16 protein-coding genes and 1 tRNA gene are annotated in these 17,338 nt (G+C 69.3%); 8 read left to right on the top strand and 9 right to left on the bottom strand.

Annotation, left to right across the window (positions count from 1 at the left end; genetic code table 11):
- Nucleotides 1-411: 411 nt before the first annotated feature.
- The 4 genes from H4281_RS43510 (at nt 412) to H4281_RS43495 (ending at nt 5,263) form a co-directional block, all read left to right on the top strand.
- Complete coding sequence (locus H4281_RS43510) at nt 412-1,089, top strand: FadR/GntR family transcriptional regulator (protein ID WP_182896697.1); 678 nt, start codon at nt 412-414, stop codon at nt 1,087-1,089.
- Nucleotides 1,086-2,522 carry an amino acid permease gene (locus H4281_RS43505; RefSeq protein ID WP_182896692.1) on the top strand — a complete coding sequence of 479 codons (1,437 nt, stop codon included), beginning with the start codon at nt 1,086-1,088 and terminating at the stop codon, nt 2,520-2,522. Before H4281_RS43510 ends, H4281_RS43505 begins: the two co-directional genes overlap by 4 nt.
- Nucleotides 2,519-3,463 carry an asparaginase gene (locus H4281_RS43500; RefSeq protein WP_182896691.1) on the top strand — a complete coding sequence of 315 codons (945 nt, stop codon included), beginning with the start codon at nt 2,519-2,521 and terminating at the stop codon, nt 3,461-3,463. Before H4281_RS43505 ends, H4281_RS43500 begins: the two co-directional genes overlap by 4 nt.
- 174 nt (nt 3,464-3,637) lie before the next feature.
- Nucleotides 3,638-5,263 carry a CocE/NonD family hydrolase gene (locus H4281_RS43495; protein ID WP_182896690.1) on the top strand — a complete coding sequence of 542 codons (1,626 nt, stop codon included), beginning with the start codon at nt 3,638-3,640 and terminating at the stop codon, nt 5,261-5,263.
- 3 nt (nt 5,264-5,266) lie between these two features.
- Here the strand turns inward: H4281_RS43495 and H4281_RS43490 are convergent, their stop codons facing one another.
- Nucleotides 5,267-6,028 carry a metallophosphoesterase gene (locus tag H4281_RS43490; RefSeq protein WP_182896689.1) on the bottom strand — a complete coding sequence of 254 codons (762 nt, stop codon included), beginning with the start codon at nt 6,026-6,028 and terminating at the stop codon, nt 5,267-5,269.
- A 4-nt stretch (nt 6,029-6,032) separates the two neighbouring features.
- Nucleotides 6,033-6,647 carry a GntR family transcriptional regulator gene (locus H4281_RS43485; RefSeq protein ID WP_182896688.1) on the bottom strand — a complete coding sequence of 205 codons (615 nt, stop codon included), beginning with the start codon at nt 6,645-6,647 and terminating at the stop codon, nt 6,033-6,035.
- Between the two features lie 45 nt (nt 6,648-6,692).
- On the opposite strand from H4281_RS43485, the gene H4281_RS43480 reads away from it, so the two are divergent.
- The gene (locus H4281_RS43480; RefSeq protein WP_182896687.1) at nt 6,693-7,877 is read left to right on the top strand and encodes an aminotransferase class V-fold PLP-dependent enzyme; all 1,185 of its coding nucleotides are present in this window, start codon (nt 6,693-6,695) and stop codon (nt 7,875-7,877) included.
- A 188-nt stretch (nt 7,878-8,065) separates the two neighbouring features.
- Here the strand turns inward: H4281_RS43480 and H4281_RS43475 are convergent, their stop codons facing one another.
- The 5 genes from H4281_RS43475 to H4281_RS43455 form a co-directional block, all read right to left on the bottom strand.
- Entirely contained in the window at nt 8,066-8,446 is a 381-nt protein-coding gene (locus tag H4281_RS43475; RefSeq protein ID WP_182896686.1) for a hypothetical protein, read from the bottom strand.
- 123 nt (nt 8,447-8,569) lie between these two features.
- A complete protein-coding gene (locus tag H4281_RS43470) occupies nt 8,570-8,779 on the bottom strand; it encodes a hypothetical protein (protein WP_182896685.1) in 210 nt (69 codons plus the stop codon).
- Between the two features lie 233 nt (nt 8,780-9,012).
- A tRNA-Val gene (locus H4281_RS43465) sits at nt 9,013-9,084 on the bottom strand.
- A 43-nt stretch (nt 9,085-9,127) separates the two neighbouring features.
- Entirely contained in the window at nt 9,128-9,592 is a 465-nt protein-coding gene (locus H4281_RS43460; RefSeq protein WP_020657595.1) for a peroxiredoxin, read from the bottom strand.
- Nucleotides 9,593-9,647: 55 nt separating this feature from the next.
- Nucleotides 9,648-10,082 carry a DUF3052 domain-containing protein gene (locus tag H4281_RS43455; RefSeq protein WP_009074710.1) on the bottom strand — a complete coding sequence of 145 codons (435 nt, stop codon included), beginning with the start codon at nt 10,080-10,082 and terminating at the stop codon, nt 9,648-9,650.
- Between the two features lie 399 nt (nt 10,083-10,481).
- Here H4281_RS43455 and aceE point away from each other — a divergent pair, with 399 nt between their 5' ends.
- From aceE to H4281_RS43440, 3 genes are all read left to right on the top strand, one after another.
- The gene (gene aceE / locus H4281_RS43450) at nt 10,482-13,277 is read left to right on the top strand and encodes a pyruvate dehydrogenase (acetyl-transferring), homodimeric type (protein ID WP_182896684.1); all 2,796 of its coding nucleotides are present in this window, start codon (nt 10,482-10,484) and stop codon (nt 13,275-13,277) included.
- 104 nt (nt 13,278-13,381) lie between these two features.
- Nucleotides 13,382-14,593, top strand: coding sequence for an alpha-hydroxy acid oxidase (locus H4281_RS43445; protein WP_182896683.1), 1,212 nt, complete (start codon nt 13,382-13,384; stop codon nt 14,591-14,593).
- 146 nt (nt 14,594-14,739) lie between these two features.
- A complete protein-coding gene (locus H4281_RS43440; protein WP_182896682.1) occupies nt 14,740-14,985 on the top strand; it encodes a hypothetical protein in 246 nt (81 codons plus the stop codon).
- A gap of 2 nt (nt 14,986-14,987) precedes the next feature.
- Here the strand turns inward: H4281_RS43440 and H4281_RS43435 are convergent, their stop codons facing one another.
- Nucleotides 14,988-15,626, bottom strand: coding sequence for a nicotinamide mononucleotide transporter family protein (locus tag H4281_RS43435; protein ID WP_182896681.1), 639 nt, complete (start codon nt 15,624-15,626; stop codon nt 14,988-14,990).
- A gap of 357 nt (nt 15,627-15,983) precedes the next feature.
- Nucleotides 15,984-16,850 carry a mechanosensitive ion channel family protein gene (locus H4281_RS43430; protein WP_182896680.1) on the bottom strand — a complete coding sequence of 289 codons (867 nt, stop codon included), beginning with the start codon at nt 16,848-16,850 and terminating at the stop codon, nt 15,984-15,986.
- Nucleotides 16,851-17,338: the final 488 nt, after the last annotated feature.

The following is a 17,338-nucleotide window of genomic DNA, read 5'->3' as shown; positions in this document are numbered from 1 at the left end:
GAAAGAATCGTTCGACACCAGCGAAAACCTCCCCTAGGCAGACGGCTTCCCGGCTCCGGTCGACGCGGCGGGCCCGGGCTGCCCACCCTAGTCCGCCGCGGTCGGGCCGTTCCGTCTGGATCCTCTCTCTTCCGTGGGCCGAGCGCGCCCGCGACGCGCCGGGACGCGTTCGGCGTGGTGATCGCCGGTGCGCCCCTCGAGTACCCGGACACGGTCGCACCCGGCACCGACAAAACCGGGGCCGTCGAGAGCCCGGCCGCCCAGAGTCACCCGGGAGCGTGAACCAGCCCACAACCGCCGAGCAAGGGGCCATGGCACCGCTTGACAGCGGACGGGCCGGAACCGACGATCCGTCGCGTGAACCTGTCTGACAGCCGGGCAGCCGGACCGCTCCCCCGGCGCGTCAGCGCGATGGAAGCCGTCCTCGGCCATCTGCGGCAGGCGATCGAGCACGGCGAGTACGCGGTCGGCGACCAACTGCCGTCGGAGGCCGCGCTGAGCAAGGAGTTCGAGGTCAGCCGCTCGGTCGTGCGCGAGGCGCTGCGCGGGCTGCAGGCACTCGGGCTGACCGTGTCGCGCACCGGCCGCGGCACGTTCGTCACCGCGAGCGGCCCGCCGGAGAACCCTACGTTCGGCGACTACTCGGCCCGCGACCTGGTCGAAGTGCGCAGGCACGTCGAGGTGCCGGTGGCCGCCTTCGCCGCGCGCCGCCGCGACGCCGACCAGCTCGCCCGCCTCGCCGATCTCGTCGACCGGATGGACGCCGAGACCGCCGACGCCGCGTGGGTCGCGCTCGATTCGCAGTTTCACGTCACGATCGCACGGGCATCAGGCAATCCGGTGTTCGCGAAGGTGATCGAGGAGATCCGCGACGCACTGGCCCGCCAGTCGGCGTTCCTGAACCAGCTCGGCGGACGGCGCGCCCAGTCGAACGTCGAGCACCGGCGCATCGTCACGGCGATCGCCGAAGGCGAGGAAGACGCGGCGGCGGCCGCGATGACCGAGCATCTCGATCACGTCGAGAAGACCCTGACCACGATCGTCCGACCGGCGCGCGCCGGCGAAGCAGAAACAGGTACCACCGCGTGACTGAAGAAACCCTGCCCGCGACTGCCGCGGCGGACACCGCCGACGCGGGCGACGCCGGATACCGCAAGGCGCTGAAATCCCGGCACATCAACATGATCGCCATCGGCGGCGCGATCGGCACCGGTCTGTTCCTCGGAGCGGGCGGACGGCTCGCGCAGGCCGGCCCGGCGCTCGCGATCGTGTATGCGGTGTGCGGGCTCTTCGCGTTCTTCGTGGTGCGCTCGCTCGGCGAACTGATCCTGCACCGGCCGTCGTCCGGCGCGTTCGTGTCCTACGCGCGCGAGTTCATGGGCGAGAAGGGCGCGTACATCGCGGGCTGGATGCACTTCCTCAACTGGTCGACGACCGGCATCGCGGACATCACCGCCATCGCGCTGTACGCGCACTTCTGGTCGTTCTTCACGCCGATCCCGCAGTGGGTGCTGGCGCTGATCGCGCTGGCGGTCGTGCTGTCGCTGAACCTCGTGTCGGTGAAGCTGTTCGGCGAGATGGAATTCTGGTTCTCGATCGTCAAGGTCGCCGCGCTGGTGCTGTTCCTGATCGTCGGCGTCGTCCTGCTGGTGACGCAGCATCCGATCGACGGCCACGTGCCCGGTCCGCAGCTGATCTCCGACCACGGCGGCGTGTTCCCCGCGGGCATCCTGCCGATGATCCTGATCGTGCAGGGCGTCGTGTTCGCCTACGCCTCGTGCGAACTCGTCGGCGTCGCGGCGGGCGAAACGGAGAACCCGAAGAAGATCGTGCCCAAGGCGATCAACTCGATCATGTGGCGGATCGCGCTGTTCTACGTCGGCTCGGTCGTGCTGCTGGCGATGCTGCTGCCGTGGGACGCCTACTCGGCCGACCAGAGCCCGTTCGTGACGGTGCTCGCGAAACTGGGCGTGCCCGGCGCGGACAGCATCATGAACCTGGTCGTGCTGACCGCCGCGCTGTCGAGCCTCAACTCCGGGCTCTACTCGACCGGGCGGATCCTGCGCTCGATGTCGCTGGCCGGGTCCGCGCCGAAGTTCACCGGCGTGATGAACCGCAACCAGGTGCCCTACGGCGGGATCCTGCTGACGTCGTCGGTGTGCGTGGTCGGCGTCGGGCTGAACTACGTGGTGCCGAAGGACGCGTTCGAGATCGTGCTGAACTTCGCCGCCGTCGGCATCCTCGGCACCTGGGCGATCATCGTGCTCAGCCACCTGCTGTTCGTGCGGAAGGCCAAGCGCGGCGAGGTGACCCGGCCGCACTTCCGGCTGCCGTTCTCGCCCTACACCGAAATCGCGACGCTCGCGTTCCTCGCCGCCGTCGTCGTCCTGATGGGCTTCGACAAGACCGGCCGGATCACCCTGATGGCGTTGCCGGTGATCGTCGTCGCGCTGGTGGTGGGCTGGTTCGTCGTGCGCAAGCGGATCGACATGAGCGCGTTCGACAAGGCAGAAGCGTCGTGATCCCGCAGGAACGCGAACCGCGGCACGTCCCGCTGGTCCACCTTCTGCGCGACGGCATGGTCGAAGGCGTCCACCACGGTTCGGTCGTCGTGCTCGCTCCGGACGGTTCGACGCTGTTCGAGGCAGGCGACCCGGACGTCGCGATGTACCCGCGCTCGACCGCGAAACCCTTGCAGGCCGCCGCGATGGCCCGTCTCGGACTGCGCCTCGGCCCGTCCGGTTTCGCGATCGCCGCGGCCAGCCACTCCGGCGAACCGCGGCACCTCGAAGCAGCGGCTGCCGTGCTGGAAAGCCGCGGCTTCACCGAAACCGATCTGGGCAACCCCGCCGACCTGCCGTACGACCCGGTCGAGCGAGACGCCTGGATCGCCGGCGGACGGCAACCGTCGCGGCTCGCCCACAACTGCTCCGGCAAGCACGCCGCGATGCTGGCGGTCTGCCAAGAGCAGCGATGGGACGTCGGCGGCTACCTCGATCCGGCACATCCGTTGCAGCGCGCGATCCAGGAAACCGTCGAGGAGCTGACCGGGCAAACCGTGCCGCGCGTAGCCACGGACGGCTGCGGCGCGCCCCTGTTCGCACTCTCCCTTCGGGGCTTGGCGAGGGCTGCGTCGCGGATCGCGACCGCGCCGGATGGTTCGCCGGAATCGCTGGTGGCCAACGGAATCCGGCAGCGTCCAGACCTGGTGGCAGGAACCCGGCGCGACGTCACCCGGCTCATGCAGGCTGTGCCAGGGCTGATCGCGAAGGACGGTTTCGAGGCGGTCCAGCTCGCCGCATTGCCGAACGGAACCGCCGTGGCGCTGAAGATCGCGGACGGCGGCGACCGGGCGCGGCCCGCGGTACTCGCCGCGGCGTTGGCGCGAGCAGACGTCGACCCAGAACTACTCGCCCCATTCAGCGACCCCGCCCTGCGGGTGACGGACGCACTCGCCGCCTAGGTCCGTGAGGGGAACCCTCATTGACTCTGATTTCTTCAGGTTCCCCTCACGGCCGTCCACCGGACCCACCACTCGCAAACCTCAGCCGACGCACCCGGCTGTCGAGGCACCCAGCCCACGCGAGCCGCTTCTCAGCAGGAGCGGAACAGTAGCGACTCGCGTACGTTCGATTACGTGCTGAACCGAATCGTCGACCGGCTGCTCGGTCTCCCCGCCGCCGAGGACCCGGCCCCCACCGCGGTCAAGGGCCTCCGCGTCCCGATGCACGACGGCGCGCACCTCCTAGCCGACCGCTACGCCCCGTCCGGCCTGACGACCGGCCCAGTCGTCCTGATCCGCACCCCCTACGGCCGCACCGGCCCCCTCGCCAAACTCTTCGGCGAAACCTTCGCGCGCCACGGTCTGCAGACAGTCCTGCAAAGCACCCGCGGCACCTTCGGCTCCGAAGGCGAGTTCCGCCCGTTCCACACCGAACGCGAGGACGGGATCGCCACCGCCGAATGGCTGCGCGCCCAGCCCTGGTGCGACGGGCGGATCGCCATGGCGGGCGCGAGCTACCTCGGCCACACCCAGTGGGCAGTCGGCCCGTACCTCGATCCGCCGCTCGAAGCCATGTGCCTCGGGATCACCGCGTCGGAATTCGTCAGCACGTTCTATCCGGGCGGGGTGCTCGCGGCGGACAACATGGTGTCCTGGTCGGCCATGATCGGGAAGCAGGAGGAGCGGTTCGCCGCGCTGCCGAACCCGCTGCAGACGCGGCGCACGCGCAACGCGATGGCGTATCTGCCGATCGCGGGCGCGGACGTGGCGGCGATCGGCAAGCCGGTGCGGTTCCTCCAGGACGTCACCGAGCACGCGGACCCGGACGACGACTTCTGGCAGATGTCGGACCACAGCGCCGAAGTCGCGAAGCTCGACGTGCCGGTCAGCATGGTCACCGGCTGGTACGACCTGTTCATCCGCGCGCAGATGCGGGACTTCCGCACGCTGCAGGACGCCGGACGGTCGCCGCGGATCACCGTCGGCCCGTGGTCGCACGGCGAACCGGCGAGCTTCCGCGTGCTGATCCAGGACCAGCTCGGCTTCCTGCGCGCGCACCTCGCCGACGACCGCACCCAGTTGCAGCGCTCCCCCGTGCGGATCTTCCTTCAGCAGGCGTCGGCCTGGCTCGATTTCGACCAGTGGCCGCCCGCTTCCGAGCCCACGCACGCGCATCTGCGCCCGGTCGGCGGCCTCGGCGAAACGGTGCCGGGCGAGGCGCTGCCCACGCCCTTCACCTACGACCCGGCGGATCCGACCCCGGCCGTCGGCGGGCCGTTGCTGATGGGAAAGACCAAGCAACGCGACAATTCCGAGGTCGAGGCGCGCGACGACGTGCTGGTGTTCACCGGCGAACCGCTGGTGCACGACGTCGACGTGATCGGCGATGTGTCCGCCACCGTGTTCGTGCGGACCGAATTGGCCGACGCGGACGTGTACGTGCGGCTGTGCGACGTCGACCCAGGAGGCATCTCGCGCAACGTCACCGACGGAATCCTGCGGCTGCGTCCCGGTGCTCCGGAAGCCGACGCCGACGGCGTGGTGCGGGCCGAGGTGGAACTCGACCCGACCGCGTACCGCTTCCGCCGCGGGCACCGGTTGCGCGTTCAGGTCGCGGGCGGCGCGTTCCCCCGGTTCGCGCGCAATCACGGTACGGGAGAACGGGTTTCGTCCGCGGTGCGCGGCACGCCGAACCGGTTCGAGGTGTTCCACGACGCCACCCGGCCGTCGCGGGTCACGCTGCCGGTCTTTACTCGGTGACCATTACTGAATGACCGCGCGCTGATGCGTCGTCAGCCTGCCGTCGTCGTGCAGCACATGCAGCAGGAGCGACGGCGGGCTGTCGAAGTCCAGCGGCCCGCCCTCGTCCCAGCCGCGGCCCGAGCCGGGTTCCACCGGCAGCAGTGATCCGGACACCACGCCCGGCGCGATCCGCACCGGCACGCCCGCGAACTCCGTCGCCGCGCCGGTGTGGACGTGCCCGCACAGCAGCGCCGCGACGCCGGGATGCCGCTTCAGCACGGCGGCGAGGCGCTCTTCGCCGGTCTGGCGGATCGCGTCCACCAGCGGCACCCCGACGTCGAGCGGCGGGTGGTGGAACGCGACCAGCGACGGACCGTCGTGACCGGCGAGCGTGTCGTCCAGCCAGGCGAGCGTCTCGTCGGCGAGGTAGCCGGCGCCCTTGCCCGGGATCGTCGAATCGCACGACACGAGCAGCACATCGGCCACCTTGGTCGCGGAGTTCACCGGTGCGTCGCTGGCGAGTTCGCCGAGCAGCACCTCACGAAACTGCGCGCGGACATCGTGGTTGCCGGGGCAGACCACCACCGGCGCCGGGAGGTCCAGCAGTTCGGCCGCGCGACGGTACTCCTCGGGCAGGCCGTGATCGGCGATGTCGCCGGTGGCGAACACGGCGTCGACCGGCTTTTCGAGGTTTCGCAGGTACCGCGCCACCGCGGCGGCCCGTGCGTCGGCGCGCTCGCTGCCGTCGAGGTGGATGTCGGAGAGATGCGCGAAAACCCGCACCGGATCAGCTCCCTTTCAAGTACGTCAACGCTTTCACCCAGTTCCGGACGAGCAGCGCGGACGCGCCGGGCAGGTCGTCCGCCCGCAGGGCCGCCGCGATCTCGCGGTGTTCGGCCACGCTCTCCGCCACTCGGTCCCGCCCGCCGAAGTATGCCGTCTCGTAGCGTTTGAGCAACGGTTTTGTCTGCTCGATCAAGCGCAGCAGATGCGGGTTGTCGCAGCGGGACGTGAGCAGCGCGTGCCAGCGGTCGTCCGCCGCGGGGAGATCGCAGGAATCGGCTATCTCGTCGGAAATCCGGTCGAGCGCGTCCGGGAGCGAGGCGAGTTCGAGCGGCGAGGTCCAGCGCAACGCGAGCGCTTCCAGTTCGGCGACCAGCGGGTAGAGCCGACGTGCTTCCTGCGGGTCGAACGGCGCGACCAGGAACCCGCGGCCCGGCGCGGCGATGAGCAGCCCGCGGTCGGCCAGTCCGATCAACGCCTCGCGCAACGGCGTCCGGGAGACACCCAGCTCGTTCGCCAGGTGCACCTCGTTGATCCGGGTGTCGGCGGGAAACCGTCCGTCGAGGACACGCGCGGTGATCTCCTCGATAAGTTCACCGCGCAGGAGTCTCTTGACCATGTGATGAGTATTGCACACAGTTTGCTCGTACTGTATTCAGTTCATATGGCCAGCTCTTTCGATGTCGACCGCGCACGGTACGAAACGCCGGGGTGCGTCGGAGTCACGCACTTCAACAACGCCGGCTCCGCCCTTCCTCCCGCGCGCGTCACCGACACCGTGATCGACTATTTGCGCACCGAATCGCTGCTCGGCGGCTACGAAGCGGTCGAACAGGCCAAGGACCGCCTCGACGGCGTTTACACCTCGATCGCGCGGCTGCTCAACGCCGCCCCGGACGACATCGCGCTCAGCGACAACGCGACGCGCTCGTGGCAGGCGATCTTCTACGCGCTGCCCTTCGGACCGGGCGACCGGATCCTCACCGCGAGCGCCGAATACGCCAGCAACGCCATCGCCTACCTCCAGATCGCGCGGCGGACCGGAGCGACCGTCGAGGTCGTGGACAACGACGAAACCGGCCAGCTCGACGTCGACGACCTGCGCCGCCGCATCGACTCCGACGTCAAGCTCATCGCGGTGACCCACGTCCCCACGCAGGGCGGCTTGGTGAACCCCGCGGAGGAAATCGGAGCCGTCGCCCGCGACGCAGGCGTCCCGTTCCTGCTCGACGCGTGCCAGTCGGCCGGCCAGCTGGACCTCGACGTCGAACGCATCGGCTGCGACGCCCTGACCACCACCGGCCGGAAGTACCTGCGCGGCCCGCGCGGCACCGGCTTTCTGTACGTGCGCCCGCGCCTGCGCGACCGCCTCGAACCGGCGATGCTCGACCTGCACTCGGCCAAGTGGACCTCCCCCGCCGAGTACGTCGTCGATCCGACCGCAAAGCGATTCGAGGTGTGGGAACGCGATTACGCCGCCGTACTCGGCCTCGGCGCGGCTGTGGACTACGCGCTCGAATGGGGCCTGCCCGCGATCGAAGAACGCGTCACCGCCCTGGCCGCGACCCTGCGCTCCCGCCTGGCCGAGCTGGACCGAGTCACCGTGCACGACGCCGGCGCGCGCAAATGCGGCCTCGTGACCTTCAGCGTCGACGGACTGCCCGCGGACGAGATCAAGGACCGCCTGAACGCGGCGAAGATCAACACGAGCGTCGCGCATCCGTCGTCGGCACAGTACGACTTCACCGCCCGCGACCTGCCGGACCTGGTCCGCGCGTCGGTGCACTACTACAACACGGAGGAGGAAATCGACCGGTTGACCGGGGAGGTCGCCGCACTCACGCGGTAGCTGGAGATCACCCGTTTGACGCAGTATCCAGCACCGCCGAAGCCGCCTCTTGTCTCGCGTACACCCGCGGAGTGCGCTGCGGCCGGGCCTGTCGAGGGGGCAGGCCCGACGGGGCAGGGGGAGGAAAGGGAAGGCCTCCTGGGCCGGGATTGATGGGGGAACCCGGCCCAGGGGGCCTTCTCTTGTGCCTAGACCAGCGCCGCCGACGGATCGGAGTCGCGCAGCGCCTCGACCACCGCACGGGCGTTCTTGACGCTCGCCGCCTTCGAATAGGTGTTCTTCGTCCCGCTCATCGCCCGGCTGAAGCCCGAGTGGTACACGGCGTGCACTTCGACCAGGCGGCTGTCGTCCTCGTCGTAGACGTAGATCTGCACCGCCCAGCTGCCGATGTTCTTGTCGTGCGAGGCGACCGCGCTGAAGACCGGCTGGCGCAGCACGTCCGCGAACGGATCGTCGTCCTGGTCGATCTTGCCGAAGACGACGCGCCTGCCGCCCAGTGCGTTCTGGAAAACCCGCGCGATCTCTCCCGCGGACAAAGACGATCTCGCCTGAATGACGTCACTTGGCATCTCTCAACCCGTTCTGGTCGACAATTTCCGGTGAATTGCGGAACCCGCGACGCACAAGTCGGCATGAACCGAATAGCTGGTACCCGAATTCGCCGACAGAGACCGAACCGTGACGCGCCCGGCTCACCGCCCCTGCCGCGTCTCCCCCGCACGACGGCGGCTCTCGGCGGCCAGCTCCTCCTGGCGGCGGCGCTTCCGTTCAGCCTCTTCGCGCTTCTGCTTGTCCGCGAACTCCTTCTGCTGCCGCTGGACCCGCTTCGCCGCTTCGGCATCGGCCTGCCGATGGTGGCCGTAGTCCGGCGGCGGGGTGTAAGGCATGAGAACCTCCAGCATCGCGTGACGGTTTCACTGACGCGCGAATCGACATCAGCACGTCCAGAGTCGGCACGGCGAAACGGCTTGTTACAACTGCCCGGTCCACGGTTTTCGGATATCGGCAGCAATTCCTGAGCAGTCTCGGCGGATTGTTTAAAACGCTCAGGCGGAGCCAGGTTCCGACCGTGCGGCGAAAACAAGCCGACCCCATCCGGTGAAGCTTTCACCGGATGGGGTCGGCCGGACAACGGTGGGCGCAGCAGGGATCGAACCTGCGACCGCTCGGGTGTAAACCGAGTGCTCTCCCGCTGAGCTATGCGCCCGCACGCCGGAGCGGGAAACCCCGCCCCGGCGAAACGAAACCGATCAGGCGGTCAGTTCCTCGACCGCCTTCTTCCACCCAGCCTGGTCGCGCGCCTCGCCCGGCGCGTTGACCTCGGCGAAGCGGACCACGCCTTCGGTGTCGATCAGGAAGGTGCCGCGGACGGCGAGCCCTGCCTGGTCGTTGAAGACGCCGTACTTCTGGGCCACCTCGCCGTGCGGCCAGAAGTCCGACAGCAGCGGGAACTGGTAGCCCTCGACCTCGGCCCACGCCTTGAGCGAGAACGGCGTGTCGACCGAGACGCCCAGCACCTGGACGCCCTTGCCGTCGTAATCGCCGAACTCGTCGCGCAGCTGGCACAGTTCGCCGGTGCAGATCCCGCTGAAGGCGAACGGGTAGAACACCAGCAGTACCGGCTTGTCGCCCTTGAACTGCGACAGCGTGACCGGCTGCTTGTTGTAGTCGTTGAGCGTGAAGTCAGGGGCCTGCGAACCGACCTCGACGGCCATACCGGCGATTCCTCTCCAGAGCGAACACGAGCGTGCCGCCCACCCTATCGCGGCCTCAGCGCTGCTTGGCCTTCGAGGACTTCGGCGACACCAGGCGGGTGCCCAGCCAGCCGGGGCCCACGCTGATGTTGGCAGTCTGGGCGAGCCCGACCTGGGGCACCGCCTCGGCGATGTCGCTGGGCTCGACGTGCCCGGGCTGCCCGGTCTTCGGGGTCAGCACCCAGATCACGCCGTTCTCGTCCAGCGGACCTCGCGCGTCGACCAGCGCGTCCCCGAGGTCTCCGTCGTTGTCGCGCCACCACAGCAGCACAACGTCGATGACCTCCTGCGCGTCTTCGTCGAGGAGCTCACCGCCGATGGTTTCCTCGATCGCCGCGCGGACGTCGTCGTCGACGTCCTCGTCCCAGCCGATCTCCTGGACCACCATGTCCGGCTTGATGCCAAGGCTCTCGGCGACGCCGGCGTTGCCTGCGTCTCCCGCGGCGACCACTGCTTCCACTCCTCCAACTACGACGGAGCGCGGCGGTCGGTCCGCCGCACTCGGATACACGGTTGTCGAACAGCGAACACTGACGCGGCGCTGCGCGCAACCGTCCACACCGGATCTTTGGCAAGTCGTGTCTGCAGCGTAGGGGCCCGCCGCCCCCTTGCCTGACTCCGGGTGGCACTCAGTACCCCACCACTGCGAAGGTCTCCCCGGGAGCCTCCTTTAGGGTGGAGGAGAGAAAACGCGCGCGCGATACACCGTGCGCGGGGAGTGGCGACACTCGGGCGGCCGATGTTACCGGGCAGTACAGGTGACGGGAACCCCAACCGGGACGACCATGGACGTCGGCGAGCACTCCCGCCCACCAGCTACAACGGCTACAACCAGCTACAAGGAGACCCCTTGGCCCCGCAGAACGACGGCGCCTCCGGCAAGGAGACCCCGGCTCGCGTACGCGTCATCCGTGACGGACTCGCGGCGCACCTTCCCGACATCGACCCGGAAGAGACCAGCGAATGGCTGGACTCCTTCGACGAGGCGCTGGCGCGAGGGGGCCAGCAGCGGGCCAGGTACCTGATGCTGCGCATCCTCGAGCGCGCCCGGGAGCGCAACGTCGGCGTCCCGGCGCTCACGTCGACCGACTACGTGAACACGATCCCCACCGAGAACGAGCCGTGGTTCCCGGGCGACGAGGAGATCGAGCGCCGCTACCGCCGCTACATCCGCTGGAACGCGGCGATCATGGTGCACCGCGCGCAGCGGCCGGGCGTCGGCGTCGGCGGCCACATCTCCACCTACGCCTCTTCGGCGGCGCTGTACGAGGTCGGTTTCAACCACTTCTTCCGCGGCAAGGACCACTCCGGCGGCGGCGACCAGGTCTTCTTCCAGGGCCACGCCTCCCCCGGCATGTACGCCCGCGCGTTCCTCGAGGGCCGCCTCACCGAGCAGCAGCTCGACGGGTTCCGCCAGGAGTACAGCCACGCGGGCGAGGGCGGCGGCCTGCCGTCGTATCCGCACCCGCGGCTGATGCCGGAGTTCTGGGAGAACCCGACGGTGTCGATGGGCCTCGGCCCGATGAACGCGATCTACCAGGCGCGGTTCAACCGCTACCTGCACGACCGCGGCATCAAGGACACCTCCGACCAGCACGTCTGGGCGTTCCTCGGCGACGGCGAGATGGACGAGGCCGAATCGCGCGGCCTGATCCACGTGGCCGCGGGCGAGGGCCTGGACAACCTGACCTTCGTGATCAACTGCAACCTGCAGCGGCTCGACGGCCCGGTGCGCGGCAACGGCAAGATCATCCAGGAGCTGGAGTCCTACTTCCGCGGCGCGGGCTGGAACGTGATCAAGGTCATCTGGGGCCGCGAATGGGACGCGCTGCTCTCGGCCGACCGCGACGGCGCGCTGGTCAACCTGATGAACGTCACGCCGGACGGCGACTACCAGACGTACAAGGCCAACGACGGGGCCTTCGTCCGCGAGCACTTCTTCGGCCGCGACCCGCGGACGAAGGAACTGGTCAAGGACCTGTCCGACGCCGACGTCTGGAACCTCAAGCGCGGCGGCCACGACTACCGCAAGGTGTACGCGGCGTACAAGGCGGCCATGGAGCACCACGGCCAGCCGACGGTGATCCTGGCCCACACGATCAAGGGCTACGGTCTCGGCCCGTCGTTCGAGGGCCGCAACGCCACGCACCAGATGAAGAAGCTCACCCTCGACGACCTGAAGCTGTTCCGGGACGCGCAGCGGATCCCGATCAGCGACGAGGAGCTCGAGAAGAACCCGAAGCTGCCGCCGTACTTCCACCCCGGTCCGGATTCGCCGGAGATCGAGTACATGCGCGGCCGCCGCAAGGCGCTGGGCGGGTACCTGCCGGAGCGCCGCCCGAAGACCGCCAAGGCGCTCGTGCTGCCCGGCGACAAGGTCTACGAGGGCGTCCGCAAGGGCTCGGGCAAGCAGGAGGTCGCCACCACGATGGCGATCGTCCGGCTCATCCGCGAGCTGGCGAAGGACTCGGAGATCGGCAAGCGGATCGTCCCGATCATCCCGGACGAGGCGCGCACGTTCGGCCTCGACTCGATGTTCCCGACCGCCAAGATCTACAACCCGCACGGCCAGACCTACACCTCGGTCGACGCGAGCCTGATGCTGGCGTACAAGGAGTCCGAGAAGGGCCAGCTGCTGCACGAGGGCATCAACGAGGCGGGTTCCACCGCGTCGTTCACCGCCGTCGGCACGTCGTACGCGACACACGGCGAGCCGATGATCCCGATCTACATCTTCTATTCGATGTTCGGGTTCCAGCGCACCGGCGACGGCCTGTACGCGGCGGCGGACCAGATGGCCCGCGGCTTCGTGCTCGGTGCCACCGCCGGCCGCACCACGCTGACCGGTGAGGGCCTGCAGCACGCGGACGGGCACTCGCTGCTGCTGGCGGCGACCAACCCGGCCGTCGTGGCGTACGACCCGGCGTACTCGTTCGAGATCGCCCACATCGTCAAGGACGGCCTCCGCCGGATGTACGGCGAGACCGGCCCGGACGGCAACGGCGAGAACATCTTCTACTACATCACCATCTACAACGAGCCCTACCAGCAGCCGGCCGAACCGGAGAACCTGGACGTCGACGGCGTCCTGAAGGGCCTCTACCGGTACGCCGACGCGCCCGCGGGCGACGGCCCAGAGGTCCAGGTGCTGGTTTCCGGCGTCACGATGCCGGACGCGCTCAAGGCGCAGAAGATGCTGGCCGAGGAGTGGGGCGTGCGGGCCGCGGTGTGGTCGGCGACGTCGTGGGGCGAACTGCGCCGCGAAGCGGTCGAGATCGACCACGAGAACCTGCTGCACCCGGACCAGACGCCGCGGGTTCCGTACGTCACGCAGAAGCTGTCGGAGGTTTCCGGCCCGGTCGTGGCGGTGTCGGACTGGATGCGCGCGGTGCCGGACATGATCCGCCCGTGGGTGCCCACCGACATGCTCACGCTCGGCACCGACGGGTTCGGCTTCTCCGACACCCGCCCGGCCGCGCGGCGCAAGTTCCTGGTGGACGCCGAGTCGATCACCGTCGGCGCGCTGTCCGCGCTCGCCAAGCGCGGCGAGTTCGACCAGGCGAAGGTCGCCGAGGCGGCGCGCCGCTACCGGCTCGACGACGTGGCGGCCGCCGGGCCGCAGACGTCCGACTCCGGCAACGCGTGACCGCTGCTTGATTCAGGGACCCCTCCGGGACAGTGTCCTGGAGGGGTCCCTGCTTTAAGGTAGACATCGGATGTATCCGGATGCCTGACGAAAGGTGGTCGAGCGTGACCCAGCGTCGCCTGCCCCGGCCCAGCGAGCTCAAAGAGATCCTGCGGCCGAAGCCGATCGTGCTGAACCCGACCGATCGGCGCCTCGCCGGCGCGCACACGATCGCCGATCTGCGGATGCTCGCGCGCAAACGCACCCCGCGGGCGGCGTTCGACTACACCGACGGCGCGGCCGAACTCGAGGACAGCCTCCGCCGCGCCCGGCAGGCCTACCGCCGCGTGGAATTCCAGCCCAACGTGCTGCGCGGAGTGTCCGATGTGGACACCAGCAGGGAGATCCTGGGCAAGCGCTCGGCGCTGCCGTTCGCGTTCGCGCCCACCGGGTTCACGCGGATGATGCAGACCGAGGGCGAGCGCGCGGTGGCCAGGGTGGCCCAGCGCAACAACATGCCGATGGCGCTTTCGACGATGGGCACCACGTCGATCGAGGACCTCGCGGCGGCCGCGCCGGACGCGCGCAAGTGGTTCCAGCTGTACGTGTGGCGCGACCACGGCGCGGGCGAAGATCTGATGAATCGCGCGTGGGAGAGCGGCTACGACACGCTCCTGCTGACCGTCGACACCCCGGTCGCGGGCCAGCGGCTGCGCGACGTCCGCAACGGCCTCACCATCCCGCCCGCGATCACGCTGAAGACGTTCGTGGACGGCGCGATGCACCCGGCGTGGTGGTTCAACATGCTGACCACCGAGCCGCTGAACTTCGCGTCGCTCAACCACTTCGGCGGCACCGTCGCGGAACTGCTGGACAAGCTCTTCGACCCGACGCTGAACTTCGACGACCTCGACTGGGTGCGCCAGACCTGGCCGGGGAAACTCGTGATCAAGGGCGTGCAGAACGTCGACGACGCCCGTGACGTGGTGAAACACGGCGCCGACGCGGTCCTGCTCTCCAACCACGGCGGCCGTCAGCTCGACCGCGCGCCGACGCCGATCGAGCTGCTGCCCGCGACGCTGGACGAGATCCAGGACAGCGCCGAGGTCTGGGTCGACACCGGCATCCTGTCCGGCGGCGACATCGTGGCCGCGCTCGCCCGCGGCGCGAACGCGGTGCTGATCGGCCGCGCGTTCCTGTACGGCCTGATGGCGGGCGGCGAACGCGGCGTGCAGCGCTGCGTGGACATCCTGCGCACCGAGATGATCCGCACGATGCAGCTGCTCGGGGTCCGGCGGGTCGACGACCTCCGCCCCACCCACGCGACGCTCCGCTGAGCCTCAACCGTGCAGGGCACCTTGAGAGATTGCCTCAAGGGGCTCTGCACGGACATTCAGTGCCAAGTTCGGCGCAGTCGGCGTAATCCGGTATCCAGTGACCGACATCACGTCTCCTGCCTTCGGATCATCCGAGGGAGAAGACCATGTCCGTCACGCTGAACCGCCGCGCGCTGGCGATGCTGCGCGCGATCGCCGCAGGCCGAGCCGAACTCACCCGCAGCTGCGAACCGGACCTGAGGGTCGACGGCCTGCCCTGCTGTGACCAGACGACCGCGCACGACCTGGTCCGGGAGGGCCTGGTCCGCCCGGTGTCCGCGCTGGGCGGCGCGGTCGGCCAGTGGACGCGGGCCGAACTGACCCCGGACGGGCAGCTCGCGCTCGGCGCGTGAGGTCAGCGCGCCGCGGCGACGGTCTTCTCGCCGGCGACCGCGGTGCGCGCCGACCGGTTCCAGGTGACCCAGCCGTGGATCACCAGCGCAGCGAACACGAGGTAGATCGCGGCCGAGAAGTACAGGCCGGAGCTGATCTGCAGCGGCACGCCGATCGCGTCGACCACCAGCCACACGCCCCAGAACTCCACGAGCCCGACGCCTTGGGCGGCGAACGCGACGAGGGTCCCGACGAAAATCGCGGCGTCCGGCCACGGTGCCCACGACGCGTCGAGCGCCTGGAGCGTCAGCGCCATCGCGACCGTGCCCAGCCCGAACGCGCCGAGCATCACGGCCCGCTCGGTCCAGCGGCCCTTGCGCACGACGACGCCGTACACCGGGTCGGTCCGGCGGTTCCAGGCCCACCAGCCGTAGAGCGAGATGAGCAGGATGGCCACCTGCCGCCCGGCGAGACCGCCGAGATGGGCGGACGCGTAAACGGAGAAGAGCAGGACGGTCGCGCCGACCTGCACCGGCCAGGTCCACAGCGTCCGCCGCTGCGCGAGGAACACGACCGCGAGCGCGAACACCTGCCCGGCCAGCTCGGCGATCGAGATCCACTGGCCGAACACAGTCACGCCGTGGTGCAACAGGAAGTCCACGTCGGCACCCCTTCCGATCTACGCCTCCCAACATGCAGCACGAAGCCTCCATTCCCGTGCCGATGTGAGACTGAAGACAGTCCCGCTGAGTGGACGCCGGGCCGGACACGGCGAAGGCCCGGCACCGAGGCGGTGCCGGGCCTCCATCGCCCGAGCGAGCCCCGCGAACACGGGGCAGAGCGCAGGGGCCGCGCTGCCGAAGCAACGCGGCCCCTGGCCACCGATCCGCGGATCGGTGAAGGCCGTCAGCGAAGCGGCCGACCGGGCTCGAATCCGGTCAGCAGCACGGCCCGACGCCGGTGCGGGCCCGCGGATCAGCTCGCTGTCCGCGGAATCCCCGGCGCACCTGGTACCGGCTCAGCGGTCCACGCGCCCGAACCCGGCGGGCGGGGTCGGCGGCTCCGGCGGACGGCCGCCGTCCGCGGGCATCTGGCGGGTCTGCTCGCTCGGCTGCGGAAGGCTGCCCGACTGCGACTGCGGGTAGCCCTGCGTCCGGGTCTGGCCTGCCTGCGCGTGCTGCCCGCTCACCTGGCCCGGCTCCCGCGAGCCGCCGGCGCCCGAGCCGACCTGGCCCTGCAGGTTCGCCAGCCAGCCGCCCCACCGTTCCTGGGCCGGCTTGATCAGGCCGCCGCCGAAGCCGACCACGATCACACCGCCCGCGGTCGCCAGCACCGCGATCAGGATCGGGCCGGTCACCGCCGTCGCGATGTTGACCTGGCCCAGCGCCGCGATGATGCCGAAGGCCATCACCAGCCAGTACGCGATCGTGCTGAGCAGCCGTCCGGCCGGGCGGCCCGACAGCGCGCCCGCGACGACGTCGCGCACGACCTTCGCGATCGCCGCCGCGACGATGATCAGCACCACCGCGACCAGGATCCTCGGCAGGAACGCGATGATGTCGTTCAGCAGCTGGCTCACCGGGTTCGACTGCCCGAACACCCCGAACGCCAGCTGCAGCGCGATCAGCAGAATGAAGTAGTAGACGAGTTTCACGAGCACGGCGGTGGCGTCGAGATTCGCGCCCTTCACCATTCCGGTCAGCCCGGTCTTCTCCACCATCCGCGTGAAACCGAGCTTTCCGAGAACAAGCCCGACGGCTTTGGACACGGCTTTCGCGATCAGCCAGCCGATCAAGAGGATGATCAGAAAACCCACGAGTTTCGGGACGAACGTGGCCACCAGATTCCAGGCCTGTCCGAGTCCGTCCTTGAGTTGTTCACCCACGCTGGCTCCCTTCGCCGCGGTTCGACGTGGATTCCGGCACCGTCCTGTCGCACCGGGTCGCAGGACAGGTACCCACTGCACCCGAGTGCTGTGCACCACGATCGAGTGAGACGACTGGCGCGGGAAGATCAATCGCCGCCATACTTGTCCTACCGGTGGGGACCGGGGAGACGAGGCCGCTCGGCGCAGCGAAAACCGCAAGCGCCGAGCGGCCTCGAACATTTCCCGCTCTTTATTGCCGTGCGACGGCGCTTCCGAGACGAATGCGGTTCGGGTTTTCTCCGCCGTTCATCTGGTCTTCATGTTCGGTCGATTGGCGGGCCGCCGACGGATTTGCGCGCCGACCTGGGCGCAGCGGCGGAGATGTCCGGACGGGAATCCCGGAGAGGCCTCGTCTGTGCGGTGCGAATTCGCGTTGCCGGGCAGCCCGCGGCGGCGAATTGCGCGGGCCTTCCGCGCGCGTGCCGGATAACCGCACGGCGGCAATA

Origin of the sequence: Amycolatopsis dendrobii (assembly GCF_014145675.1) — a bacterium.
Lineage (GTDB): Bacteria > Actinomycetota > Actinomycetes > Mycobacteriales > Pseudonocardiaceae > Amycolatopsis > Amycolatopsis dendrobii.
Note: the sequence above shows the minus strand (reverse complement) of the source record. Positions and strands in the feature narration are given on the sequence as shown.

Excerpts from the sequence above, each read along its gene's own strand:
- H4281_RS43475 (WP_182896686.1), bottom strand. The coding sequence starts at position 8,446 with ATGCCAAGTGACGTCATTCAGGCGAGATCGTCTTTGTCCGCGGGAGAG.
- H4281_RS43470 (WP_182896685.1), bottom strand. The coding sequence starts at position 8,779 with ATGCTGGAGGTTCTCATGCCTTACACCCCGCCGCCGGACTACGGCCAC.
- H4281_RS43510 (WP_182896697.1), top strand. The coding sequence starts at position 412 with ATGGAAGCCGTCCTCGGCCATCTGCGGCAGGCGATCGAGCACGGCGAG.
- H4281_RS43480 (WP_182896687.1), top strand. The coding sequence starts at position 6,693 with ATGGCCAGCTCTTTCGATGTCGACCGCGCACGGTACGAAACGCCGGGG.
- H4281_RS43440 (WP_182896682.1), top strand. The coding sequence starts at position 14,740 with ATGTCCGTCACGCTGAACCGCCGCGCGCTGGCGATGCTGCGCGCGATC.
- H4281_RS43460 (WP_020657595.1), bottom strand. The coding sequence starts at position 9,592 with ATGGCCGTCGAGGTCGGTTCGCAGGCCCCTGACTTCACGCTCAACGAC.
- H4281_RS43485 (WP_182896688.1), bottom strand. The coding sequence starts at position 6,647 with ATGGTCAAGAGACTCCTGCGCGGTGAACTTATCGAGGAGATCACCGCG.